This is a genomic window from Streptomyces sp. TLI_146 (assembly GCF_002846415.1).
Classification (GTDB): domain Bacteria; phylum Actinomycetota; class Actinomycetes; order Streptomycetales; family Streptomycetaceae; genus Streptomyces.
In genome coordinates, this window is record NZ_PJMX01000001.1 from 7609683 (window position 1) to 7621551 (window position 11869).

At 72.4% G+C, this 11869-nt stretch carries 9 protein-coding genes and 1 pseudogene; 6 read left to right on the top strand and 4 right to left on the bottom strand.

Annotated elements, in window-relative coordinates:
* Positions 1 to 32: 32 nt before the first annotated feature.
* Positions 33 to 911 (top strand): hypothetical protein, encoded by an 879-nt coding sequence (locus BX283_RS41820; RefSeq protein WP_257584052.1) that lies wholly within the window; start codon positions 33 to 35, stop codon positions 909 to 911.
* Positions 912 to 932: 21 nt separating this feature from the next.
* Here BX283_RS41820 and BX283_RS33895 read toward each other — a convergent pair whose 3' ends face one another.
* The gene (locus BX283_RS33895; protein WP_101391232.1) at positions 933 to 2618 is read right to left on the bottom strand and encodes a hypothetical protein; all 1686 of its coding nucleotides are present in this window, start codon (positions 2616 to 2618) and stop codon (positions 933 to 935) included.
* Positions 2619 to 2920: 302 nt separating this feature from the next.
* On the opposite strand from BX283_RS33895, the gene BX283_RS33900 reads away from it, so the two are divergent.
* Together BX283_RS33900 and BX283_RS33905 are read left to right on the top strand one after the other, a co-directional pair.
* Positions 2921 to 3631, top strand: coding sequence for a L,D-transpeptidase (locus BX283_RS33900; protein WP_101391233.1), 711 nt, complete (start codon positions 2921 to 2923; stop codon positions 3629 to 3631).
* Positions 3632 to 4020: 389 nt separating this feature from the next.
* Positions 4021 to 5466: a glyceraldehyde-3-phosphate dehydrogenase gene (locus BX283_RS33905; RefSeq protein ID WP_101391234.1), complete on the top strand. Its 1446-nt coding sequence runs from the start codon at positions 4021 to 4023 to the stop codon at positions 5464 to 5466.
* A 73-nt stretch (positions 5467 to 5539) separates the two neighbouring features.
* On the opposite strand, the gene katG is transcribed toward BX283_RS33905, so the two are convergent.
* Positions 5540 to 7765 carry a catalase/peroxidase HPI gene (gene katG / locus BX283_RS33910; protein ID WP_101391235.1) on the bottom strand — a complete coding sequence of 742 codons (2226 nt, stop codon included), beginning with the start codon at positions 7763 to 7765 and terminating at the stop codon, positions 5540 to 5542.
* Positions 7766 to 8080: 315 nt separating this feature from the next.
* Between katG and BX283_RS33915 the strand changes: the two genes are divergently transcribed.
* Positions 8081 to 8491: a Fur family transcriptional regulator gene (locus BX283_RS33915; RefSeq protein WP_101391236.1), complete on the top strand. Its 411-nt coding sequence runs from the start codon at positions 8081 to 8083 to the stop codon at positions 8489 to 8491.
* A 94-nt stretch (positions 8492 to 8585) separates the two neighbouring features.
* Here the strand turns inward: BX283_RS33915 and BX283_RS40865 are convergent, their stop codons facing one another.
* Both BX283_RS40865 and BX283_RS33925 read right to left on the bottom strand, forming a co-directional pair.
* Complete coding sequence (locus tag BX283_RS40865) at positions 8586 to 8798, bottom strand: hypothetical protein (RefSeq protein ID WP_180357331.1); 213 nt, start codon at positions 8796 to 8798, stop codon at positions 8586 to 8588.
* A 774-nt stretch (positions 8799 to 9572) separates the two neighbouring features.
* On the bottom strand, positions 9573 to 9995 hold the full coding sequence (locus tag BX283_RS33925) for a hypothetical protein (RefSeq protein ID WP_101391237.1): 423 nt from the start codon (positions 9993 to 9995) through the stop codon (positions 9573 to 9575).
* Between the two features lie 267 nt (positions 9996 to 10262).
* Here BX283_RS33925 and BX283_RS33930 point away from each other — a divergent pair.
* Together BX283_RS33930 and BX283_RS33935 are read left to right on the top strand one after the other, a co-directional pair.
* Positions 10263 to 10544, top strand: a pseudogene (locus BX283_RS33930) (substrate-binding domain-containing protein); the annotation flags it as partial.
* Between the two features lie 110 nt (positions 10545 to 10654).
* Positions 10655 to 11800 carry a hypothetical protein gene (locus BX283_RS33935; RefSeq protein WP_101391238.1) on the top strand — a complete coding sequence of 382 codons (1146 nt, stop codon included), beginning with the start codon at positions 10655 to 10657 and terminating at the stop codon, positions 11798 to 11800.
* The last annotated feature ends 69 nt before the right edge of the window (positions 11801 to 11869 follow it).

The following is an 11869-nucleotide window of genomic DNA, read 5'->3' on the forward strand; positions in this document are numbered from 1 at the left end:
ACCGCCTGCGCATCGCCGACCTCTCCGCGCTGGTGGCGGACACGCCCGACCCGTTCGCGTCGCCGGGCGGCCCGGCCCCGCTGGAGTGGCTGGAGGCCGAGCGGACGAACATCCTCCAGGTGCTCCGGGCGGCCTCGCAGCGTCAACTGCACGATGTGGTGTGGAAGTTGGCGGAGGTCTTCACGGTGCTGTTCCTGCACCACCGGCACCTGGCCATGTGGCGGGAGTGCCTGGAGCTCGGCGCGGCCGCCGCCGCGGCGGACCTGATGCCGGCGGCCGAGGCGCGGCTGCGCAGCCTGCTGTCGCGGCCCCTGCTCGACCTCGGCGAGGACGACCGGGCACGCGCGGAGCTGGAAGCGGCCGTGAGCTGCGCCGAGATCGCCGACCACGTGGTCCTGCGGGCGTCCGTGCAGGAGTTCCTCGGGCGGTACTGGGACCGCGCCGACCCCGCTCGCGCCATCGACGCGTACACGCGCTCCCTCGATCTCAACCGCCGGGCGGGCGAGGCGCGCGGGGCGGCCATCGCGGCGTACTTCCTGGGCTGCGCGCAGGACGCCCACGGCGACCACGCCGACGCCCTGACCACCCTCCGCCGGGCCCGGGAGGAGCTGCTCGACTGCTCGGACGCGCGGATGGCGGCGCGGGCGACGGCCGCCATCGGGACCGTCCACGACCACCTGGGCGACACCCAGGAGGCCCTGCGCGCGCTGCGCGAGGCCGCCCGCACCCTCCGGGACCTGGACGCCACCCATTACGAGGCGCAGGCCCTGGTCCGACTGGCCGACATCACCGAGCGGAGCGGTGCTCCCCGCTCCGCCGCACGCCCGTACCTCGTCCGGGCCCTGGAGATCCACGAGGCGGGCGGCAGCCCCGAGGCGCGGAGGCTGCGCGAGCGGTTGGAGGGCGAGTAGCGCGCGCTGTACGACGACGGTTCAGCGCGGGCGCAGCCGCAGGACGACGTCCGCGTCGCGCAGCCCGCCGACCCTCAGCGTGACCATGGTGTCGTCCAGGGGGCGGCCCGCGCGTAGACAGCCGTACACGGCGGCCGCCGACAGCCCGGCGTCCAGGGCCGGGCCGGTGGCCGTCGCTTCGACGACCCGCCCGTCCCGAAGCCCGATCAGCCACCCGGCCCCTGCCCCGGTCGCGGCCAGGCCGCTGCCCGGCAGCCGGGCCAGCGTGTTCTGGATCCAGTCCAGGGCCCCGGCCGCCGTCGCGGCCGGGCGGGCGCGGACGACGACCGACGCGCTCTCGGCCAGTCGCGGGTCGCGTTCCTCGTCGGTGCACGCCAGATGGACGTACGGGCCCGGGCCCTCGGCCCAGTCCTCGCAGACGGCGGCGGGGAACCGCTGCACGGTGACCACCGGTTGTCCCGCGTGCTCGGCGACGGCGGTGATCACCCGCCATGAAGTGACCGCCGCCGACGGGGGATCCGGCGGGAGCAGGATCGGCGCGGCGGGCGGCCGCGAGGGCGGCTCGGGCAGCCGGAGCAGCTGGTACACGGCGGTGCGGAGACGGGCGAGCGCCTGCCCGGAGTCGCTGAAGGCCCGCCGGGCCACCTCCGCGTACCGCTGCGGCTCATGGCTTCGGACGGCGTCCTCGATCTGCCGCCGCAGGTCTCCGGCCGGATCGAGCCGGGGCGCGATCCGCCCGAGATCGGCGCCCGCCGTTCCCGGCACGGCGTCGCCTCCGAACGCGGCGAGCAGGACGGGCTTGTCCAGGGCCGCCCCGTACAGCGTCACCGAACCGTGGTCGCCGACCACGAGGTCGGCCGCGACCAGCGCGGGGCGCCAGCTGTGGACCGGCGGCATCAGGGACAGCCCCGCGTCGAGCGCGGTGGCCTGCGCCGTGCGGAGCTGCCAGGAGCCGTGCGCCGACCACACGTTGGGGTGGACGATCGCGCCCACCCGGTATTCGTCGTAGGGCAGCGCGGCGAGCAGGCGCGCGGGCAGTTCCGGCTCCCGGCCGATGAGGGAGGTCGGCCCCCAGGTCGAGCTGACCATGACCAGGCGCTGCCCGGGGCCGACGCCCAGCGCCTCCCGGTAGGCGTCCCGGTGCCGCGCGCTGACGAGCAGTTCGTCGAAGCACGGATCGCCCACCAGCAGGGTGCGGCCGGCGGTCTTGGGATGGCTGGCGAGCAGTTGGGCTTCCTGGTCCGGGTGCGACACGGCGAGCCAGGCGCGCCCCGCCTCCAGGAGCGCGTCGGGGACCACGCCGGACAGCCGGGTGCGCCGCGCCCGGGAGTCCGGGACGAACTTCTGGAAGCCGATGCCGTGCGGCAGGACGAGGACCGGGCAGTCACCGTCCGGTACGTCGATGTTCTCGCTGGCGGAGACGATCAGATCCGCGTGGATCTCGCCCAACTGCCGCCAGGGCATGACCCGGCAGCCCGAGTCGTGCAGCAGCTCCAGGACGCCGTTGTCGAAGGCGGACGTCGGGTCGTACGCGAAGACCACGGACACGCGCGTGTCGTCGCGCAGGAGGGCGGGCAGCGACTCCAGGACACGGGCGGTCGAGGTGACCGTACGGGCGGCGACGACGAGGGTGCGCCGGGCCTGGAAGGTGCTCCACCGCTGGGCGTCATGTCCTACGGGTACGCGCAGGGGCGGGCTAGGGTGCATGGCCACCCCGAGAAGCTACGCCCCGAATGTCCCTTGTGCCCGAGCGGCTCGCGGCTCGCGGCTCGCGGCTCGCGGCTCGCGGCTCGCGGCTCGCGGCTCGCGGCTCGCGGCTCGCGGCTCGCGGCTCGCGGCCACCGTCGCTCTATCGCACTTCAAACCGCGGAACAACCCTTCTGGGGACGTGGCCTGACCGGGCTACAGATTACCGGCAGGGGGCTGGCAGGGGTTCGGCCCCGGCGCGGGAGAGTGAAGTTCTGCCCGGCGCGGGTACGCGCTCGGCGGACGGTGCACATGTATGCGCCATGTGGAAGTTCCCCCGAACCGGCCGCACCCTGCGGGCGCTGATCCCCGCCGCGCCCCTGGCGCTGACCGTCGGCGTCCTGCCCGCGTACGGCGTGGCGCCCCCGACGCCCGCGAGTGCCCCGCTGGCGTGCTCGACGGCCGACGGCCCGTATCAGCGCCAGGTCGAGGAGCTGCTGGGTCTTGAGGCGGACGGCTCGCAGTCGCCCGCCGACTGCCAGGCGATCCAGCGGTACCAGGAGAGCCAGCTCATCGTGCCCGCCGACGGCTCCGCCGGAGCGATCACGTACACCGCCCTCTACTGGGAGTGGGCCCAGAACTATCCCGAGCAGCTGCGCGGCTGCCCCGAGCGCAAGGGCCGGGTCGCCTGCGTGGACCTGAGCCACCAGATCATGTGGGTCGCCCTGGACGGCAAGGTGGCCTTCACGCCCGTCGCCATCCGGTCCGGCCGGGCGGAGCTCCCCACCCGTACCGGCTGGTTCCGCGTCGAACGGCGCAAGGAGGACGACTGGTCGACGCTCTACAACTCGCCGATGACGTTCAGCCAGTACTTCAGCGGCGGCCAGGCCATCCACGGCGTCTACAACAACCTCTACGAAGGCGTCGGCTCCCACGGCTGCGTCAACCTGCGCCACGCCGACGCCAAGCGCCTGTGGACCGTATTGCAACAGGGGGACGCGGTGTATGTGTGGGGGACGAAGCCGGGAGGGTGACCCGTCGGCCGGCCCTCCGGCGGTTCCCGGACGGCGGGCTCCCGGCGGCTGGGGCATCGCGACAGGCGCTCACTCACGGTTATCGAGTGTGGGGTTTCTGTCACCGCCGCCGTGCGCGGTCCGGCGGCCCTCGCCGAAGGAGAACGACATGAACGCTCGCAGGGCGGCTCGGATGGCTGTGGCGGTGGCCGCGGTCGTAGGTACCGAGTTCGCCATCGCGAGGTGCCCGAGCGGAACGCCCAGGTGGTCTGCCTGCCGATCGCCTGGCCCCGCTCTCGTAGGCATAACCGCACGTCCGCTCCGCGTGCGCGCGCCAGGCGGCACCCCCTGAAGGGCCGAACACAGGTCGGGTTACCATATGAGCGCCGCCTAGCTCGAAAGATAAACTCGTGACTGTCAATGACGACTCGTTCACCAATTGGAAGAACCGCGAGGAGATCGCGGAGTCGATGATCCCGATCATCGGGAAGCTGCACCGGGAGCGGGACGTCACCGTCCTCCTCCACAGCCGCTCCCTGGTGAACAAGTCGGTGGTCAGCATCCTCAAGACCCACCGATTCGCCCGGCAGATCGCCGGTGAGGAACTCTCGGTCACCGACACGCTTCCGTTCCTGCAGGCTCTCACCACCCTCGATCTCGGCCCCTCCCAGATCGACATCGGCATGCTCGCCGCGACCTACCAGGCCGACGACCGCGGTCTGTCCGTGGCCGAGTTCACCGCCGGGGCCGTCGTCGGCGCCACGGGTGCCAACAAGATCGAGCGTCGCGAGGGCCGCGACGTGGTGCTCTACGGGTTCGGCCGCATCGGCCGCCTGGTGGCGCGCCTGCTCATCGAGAAGGCCGGTTCCGGCAACGGCCTGCGGCTGCGCGCCATCGTCGTGCGCGGCGGCGGCGAGGCGGACCTCGTCAAGCGCGCCTCGCTGCTGCGCCGCGACTCCATCCACGGCCAGTTCCAGGGCACGATCACCGTGGACGAGGCGACCAGCACCATCGTCGCCAACGGCAACGAGATCAAGGTGATCTACGCCAACGACCCGTCCGAGGTCGACTACACGGCGTACGGCATCAAGGACGCCATCCTCATCGACAACACCGGCAAGTGGCGCGACCGCGAGGGCCTCTCCAAGCACCTGCGCCCCGGTATCGACAAGGTCGTCCTGACCGCGCCCGGCAAGGGCGACGTGCCCAACATCGTGCACGGCGTCAACCACGACACGATCAAGCCGGACGAGCAGATCCTGTCCTGCGCGTCCTGCACCACCAACGCGATCGTCCCGCCGCTGAAGGCGATGGCGGACGAGTACGGCGTGCTGCGCGGCCACGTGGAGACCGTCCACTCGTTCACCAACGACCAGAACCTGCTGGACAACTACCACAAGGCCGACCGCCGTGGCCGTTCGGCGCCGCTGAACATGGTCATCACCGAGACCGGCGCCGCCTCCGCCGTCGCGAAGGCGCTGCCGGACCTGAAGGCGCCGATCACCGGCAGCTCGATCCGCGTCCCGGTGCCGGACGTCTCGATCGCGATCCTCAGCCTGCGCCTCGGCCGCGAGACCACCCGCGAGGAGGTCCTGGAGTACCTCCGCGACGTCTCGCTGAACTCGCCGCTGAAGCGCCAGATCGACTTCACCACCGCCCCGGACGCCGTGTCGATGGACTTCGTCGGCTCGCGCCACGCCTCGATCGTCGACGCGGGTGCCACGAAGGTCGACGGCGACAACGCGATCCTCTACCTCTGGTACGACAACGAGTTCGGCTACTCGTGCCAGGTCATCCGCGTGGTCCAGCACGTCTCCGGCGTCGAGTACCCGACGTACCCGGTGCCGATGAGCTGAGGCTCCTGACGTACGAGAAGAGGCGCCCGGCCTGGAGAAATCCCAGGCCGGGCGCCTCTTTCGGATCGCTGGATCAGACGAGGTCGAACCGGTCCAGGTTCATGACCTTCTCCCACGCCGCGACGAAGTCCTTCACGAACTTCTCCTTGGCGTCGTCGCTCGCGTACACCTCGGCGAGGGCGCGCAGCTCCGAGTTCGAGCCGAAGACCAGGTCGGCACGGGTGCCGGTCCACTTGACCTCGCCCGTGGCGGCGTCGCTGCCCTCGAAGGCGGTGGCGTCCTCGGAGGTCGCCTTCCACGTCGTGCCCAGGTCGAGCAGATTGACGAAGAAGTCGTTGGTCAGCACGCCGGGGGTCTCGGTGAACACGCCCGCCGACGACTGCTGGTGGTTGGCGCCGAGCACCCGCAGACCGCCCACCAGGACCGTCATCTCGGGAGCGCTGAGGTTCAGCAGGTTCGCCCTGTCGAGCAGCAGGTACTCGGCCGGGAGCCGGTTGCCCTTGCCGAGGTAGTTGCGGAACCCGTCGGCGGTCGGCTCAAGAGCGGCGAACGACTCCACGTCGGTCTGCTCCTGCGAGGCGTCCGCTCGGCCCGGCGCGAAGGGCACCTCGACGTCGAAGCCCGCGTCCTTGGCGGCCTTCTCCACGGCGGCGGACCCGGCGAGCACGATCAGGTCGGCCAGGGAGACCTGCTTGGCACCGGAGTTGAACTCGCGCTGGATCCCCTCCAGGGTGCTCAGCACCACGGCCAGCTGGTCCGGGTCGTTGACCTCCCAGCCGCGCTGCGGCTCCAGGCGGACGCGCGCGCCGTTGGCGCCGCCGCGCTTGTCGCTGCCCCGGAAGGAGGAGGCCGACGCCCAAGCGGTGGACACCAGCTGGGACACCGAGAGGCCCGAACCGAGGATCCGCTCCTTGAGGGAGGCGACGTCCGCGGCGGAGACCAGCTCGTGCGTCACCTCGGGCAGCGGGTCCTGCCACAGCAGCTGCTCGGCCGGGACCTCCGGGCCGAGATAGCGGACGACCGGGCCCATGTCGCGGTGGGTCAGCTTGAACCAGGCGCGGGCGAACGCGTCCGCGAACTCGGCCGGGTTGTCCTTGAAGCGCCGCGCGATCGGCTCGTACACCGGGTCGTACCGGAGCGAGAGGTCGGTCGTCAGCATGGTCGGCGCATGCGTCTTGGACGCGTCGTGGGCGTCGGGGACGGTGCCCGCCCCGGCTCCGTCCTTCGGCCGCCACTGGTGCGCGCCCGCGGGGCTCTTGAAGAGCTCCCACTCGTAGCCGAAGAGGATCTCGAAGAAGCTGTTGTCCCAGGTGGTCGGCGTGTTGGTCCAGATGCCCTCCAGACCGCTGGTGATCGCGTCGCCGCCCACACCGGTGCCGTACGAGCTGCGCCAGCCGAGGCCCTGCTGCTCCAGCGGGGCGGCCTCGGGGTCGGGGCCGACGGCGTCCGCCGGGCCCGCGCCATGGGTCTTGCCGAAGGTGTGGCCGCCGGCGATGAGCGCCACCGTCTCCTCGTCGTCCATCGCCATCCGGCGGAACGTCTCACGGATGTCGCGGGCCGCGGCGATCGGGTCCGGGGTGCCGTTCGGGCCCTCCGGGTTCACGTAGATCAGGCCCATCTGCACCGCGCCGAGGGGGTTCTCCAGCTCCCGGTCGCCGGTGTAGCGCTGGTCGTCGAGCCAGGTGGTCTCGGGGCCCCAGTAGACGTCCTCGTCGGGCTCCCAGACGTCCGGGCGCCCGCCGCCGAAGCCGAAGGTCTTGAAGCCCATCGTCTCCAGGGAGACGTTTCCGGCGAGGATCATCAGGTCGGCCCAGGACAGGCTCTTGCCGTACTTCTTCTTGACCGGCCACAGCAGTCGGCGGGCCTTGTCCAGGCTGGCGTTGTCCGGCCAGCTGTTGAGGGGGGCGAAGCGCTGCTGACCGGCCCCGGCGCCGCCGCGGCCGTCGCTGATGCGGTACGTGCCGGCGCTGTGCCACGCCATACGGATCATCAGCGGGCCGTAGTGGCCGAAGTCGGCGGGCCACCAGTCCTGCGAGGTCGTCAGCACCTCGGCGATGTCCCGCTTCACGGTAGGAAGGTCGAGCGACGTGAACGCCTCGGCGTAGTCGAACTCCTCGCCCAGCGGGTTGGCCACCGCGGGGTTCTTGGCGAGGATCTTCAGGTTGAGCCGCTCCGGCCACCATTGACGGTTCCCGCCGCCCTGCGTCGGGTGCGGGGCGCGACCGTGCGCGACCGGGCAGCCGCCGCTTCCGTCCTCCGCTTTCGGGTCCGTGACGATCGCGTCGTGGTTCTCAGACATCGGAATCCTTCCTGGGTGGATCACACTGCTCAGGGGACTACGGGGGTCGAGCGGTTCGATGCGGCGGAACGGTCCCGTCGCGGTCATGGGTGGACGGTGGACGGCCGGTCCGGAGCGGGGCCCGGAGGGGACGGACGGACCGATCGGACGTGTCCGCTCCCTTGGCCGTCTATGGGATCGATCCTACGATGGACGCAGTCCAGGTCAAGAAGCTCACCGGTTCCGTTCTCAGTCGGAAGCTGTACGGCCACCGGTGAACAGGCACCCCGTCACTGCTCCACTCGATCTCCACCGGGCCGGAAGGGAAGGACCACTATGAGTGACCTGCTGGAGCGGCTCCGCGGACGCGGCTGGCGGGTGACCTCGCAGCGGCGTGTCGTGGCGGAGGTCCTCGACGGCGACCATGTGCATCTGACGGCCGACGAGGTGCACGCCCGCGCGGTGCGACGGCTGCCCGAGATCTCCCGGGCGACCGTCTACAACACGCTGGGCGAGATGGTCTCCCTCGGTGAGGTCCTGGAGGTCTCCACCGACGGCCGCGCCAAGCGCTACGACCCCAACGCGCACCGCCCCCACCACCACCTGGTCTGCTCCGGCTGCGGCGCCATCCGCGACGTCCACACGACGGGCGACCCGCTCGCCCAGCTCCCGGCCCAGGAGCGGTTCGGGTTCACGGTGTCGGCGGCCGAGATCACCTACCGAGGGCTGTGCCCGTCGTGCGCCTAGGGCCTGTCCGGTGGGTCCGGTCGGCTTCGGCGCGGGAGGCCCCCGCGTGCCGACCGGACCCACCGGACAGGCCCTAGCGGCCACCCGGCGTGGTTCACCGCCCGTCGAGGAGCGGCCGCAGGGCCGCAGCGAGGCGTTCGTACTCCGCGGCCACGTTGTAGATCTGCCCGCAGACGCGGATGCCGCCGCCGCCCGGCCAGGGCCAGACCAGCACCCGGAAGCCGAGCCGGGCCGCGATCTCCTCGCGCAGGGCGGCGGCCTCGGCCGGGGTGCGGGCGAGGCCGGACGGCAGGCGCAGGGCCCGCATGGCGAGGCGGTCGTCGGCGGGCAGCGGGGTGACGCCCGGGAGGCGGGCCAGGAGGTCGGCGCCGTGGCCCGCCAGGGCGCTGTTGTACGCGCGTACCCGCTCGGGGCCGTGGTCAGCCGGCAGGTCGAGGCCCTCGGGTGCGGCGAGCCGGCCGGTGTAGTCGACGGTGGCCCGGTATTCGAGCGCGCGGGGGAAACCGCGGTCGTCCTCTTCCAGGCGGTGTTGAAGTACGCCTTGAGGTCGCCGGCCCGGCGTTCGAAGCGGGCGGCCGTCCGGCGGTCGCCCTTGGCGCGGGCCGGCGAGGCCATCGCCCGGTAGGCCTGGTACTGGGAGCCGATGGCGTCGCCCGCCTCGGCGAGCGGCTCGGCGAGCGGCTCGTCGTAGCTGGCGACGTCCTCGAAGATGCCCTTCCCCGTGCCTTCGGCCACGCGGACCCGGCCGTTGTCCTTCATGCCGCCGTGCAGGGCGACGAACTCCTCGGTGGCGTGCCGGTAGAAGTCCCACAGGGCCGGGTCGTCGAGGTAGGCGCGGTCCCCGCTCCAGCGGTACGCCTCCTCCGCCTTCTGCACCAGCTCGAAGAGGGCGGGCACCTCGCGGACGAAGAGATCGGGGGAGCGGTAGTCGATGGAGAGCGGGATGCGGTCGTCGAAGTTGAGCGCCCACACCGGGTAGTAGGCGTGCCGGGCCGTCGCGGACGCGGCGAAGGCGCGCAGCATCTCCTTGTCCTCGGCGCGCAGCCCCAGCACCTCGGCGTCGCCGAGCTGGTGGGCCATGTCACGCGAGTAGTAGCCGCTGCGGTGGGCGTAACCGGCCCAGTAGGACGGGGAGTAGACGCCGCTGCCGGTGCCGCCGGTCCGGCGCTCGTCGGCGTCGAGGGCCCACGGTGCCGGGTGACCGGACCCAGCTGTTGGCCTTGCGCGCGCCCCAGTCGAACATCGCGGCGACCTCGGGGTCGCTGGAGGTGACCCGGGGACGGGCCGGGGCCGGGGCCGCGGGGGAGACCATCGCGTCGTCGGCGTCCACCCAGCCCCGCCCCGACTCGAAGGCGATCTCCAGACGGTCGCCGGGCGCCAGGGCGACCGGACCGAGCGTGCAGCGGCGGTAGCCGGCGGAGACGGGCAGGTCCAGGGAGGCGGCGACGGCGCCGTTGGCCCGCAGGACGTACCGGCCGCCGGGGCCGCCGGGGTGGCGATCCACGCGGAGAGACGAGGCGGGCGCCGCGGCCGCTCGCCGTCACCGTCTGGGAGACCTTCCTGCCGCTGCCCGCGTCGAGGTGGACCAGTCGGCTTCCGCTGTGCGGGTTGTTGGTCGCGACGCCGGTACCGGAGGTGAACTCCCAGGGAGCGCCGCCCGCTTCGAAGCCCGGGTCGCCCACGGTGAGCAGAGCCGGCGCGGCGGCGACGGGTGCCTTCGCGGCGGACGGCCGGGCCGCGGACGACTGGGCCATGGGGAGCGGAGTGAGCGGGGGCCACCGCGATCGTCGCGGCCAGCGACTACATGGCCCTCGGCGCGATCCGGGGCCTGCGTCGGCAGGGCCTGTCGGTACCCGGCGACGTCTCGGTGGTGGGGTACGACGGCTCGTCGGTGACCGAGTTCACCGACCCGGCCCTCACCACGGTCCGCCTGGCCCTGGAGGCGGGCCGCAGCGTGCTGTCCCTGGTGAGCAACCGCGAGGTGCCCACGGGCGAGCTGCTCTTCGACCCGGAGCTGGTCATCCGCGCCTCGACGGGGCCCGCACCTCGGTGACAAGGAGGCCGGCGTCGTCGAATAGGGTGCACAAGTAGACCTGGTAACGCTTCCGTATGCAGGTAGACGGAGGATACTGGCTGGGCCCCGACCACCTACAGAACGACTCTATGGCCAAGAAGAGCACCTCCTCGACCACCGTCCCCGGCACCGCGTGGCTGGGGCGCGCGCGCCACCTCGGGCCCGAGCCCGAGCAGGACGTCCGGCGCAACCTGATCGCCCTCAAGGCGGCCGGGGTGCTCGACGACTTCCTGGACCTCGACCCCGTCGAGGCGGCGCGCTCCACCGTGCTGCACCCGCGCGACGAGTCCGCCGACCCCGGCCCCTCGGCCCGCCGTGTCTTCGAGGCCCGCTGGCGGGTGGCAGACGACGTCACCGTACGGGCACAGCTGACCACGTACGACCCCGAGTCCCGCCGCAAGGAAGGCGACGGCGTCACCTGGGTCCTCGCCGCCGAGGCGGAACGGGAGTGGGAGGCGCACTGGCCCTCGCCCGCCACCATGTTCTGGCCCGACAGCGACCGGATCGCCTGGGACCACGACACCGTGCCCGGCGTACGGCTGCGCACGACCAACCAGCTGCCGAAGGACGACGACGAGCTGCGCCACCGGCTGCGGGACTGCACCAGGCAGAGCTGGTTCGTCCATGTCGTGGTGCACGAGGCGATGACGCCGGACGCGGCGGGGCAGCGGCCGGTCTCGGCTTTCCTGCCGCCGAGCCTGCGCCACCGGGTGGTCGAGCACCGCAGCACACCGGAGCAGGCGCAGATCGCCGACTTCGCGATGAAGCGGGAGCTGGGCGTGCGGCTGCCGCGCGGCGGCGCCGTCGTCCTGCCCACGGCACCGCAGAGCCCCGACTACGACGCCGACCGCTTCACCGTGCGCAGCGTCTTCCTCGACGGCTCCGAACCCACCGAACTCCTCGACAGGATCAAGGAGTTCGCCGCCCTGCCCCGGCCGCTGCCCGCCGACGCCGAGCGGGCCCTGACCCGGCTGCGCCAGGGCTGGCACCTGCTCACCCCGGACGAGGAACTGGTCCACGCCCAGAGCATGGTCACCAAGTACGCCGAGGCGCTCGACGCCATGACGAAATCCCGTGACCTGTACCGGGAGGCCGCCGAGGCGGCCCAGGCCGCGCTGGCCGAGGCGACCGACGGCGCACCCCGGCTGCCCGCCCCCAGACCGGCCAAGCCGGACGGCTCACCCCTGGGCGCCCTCACGAAGGCACTCGGCCGCTTCCGGGACCCGAACAAGTAGGACACGCCCCGGCGCGCGACGACGACGAGCAGAAGGCGACCCTGACCGTCCCCGCACCCTGAGACGCCC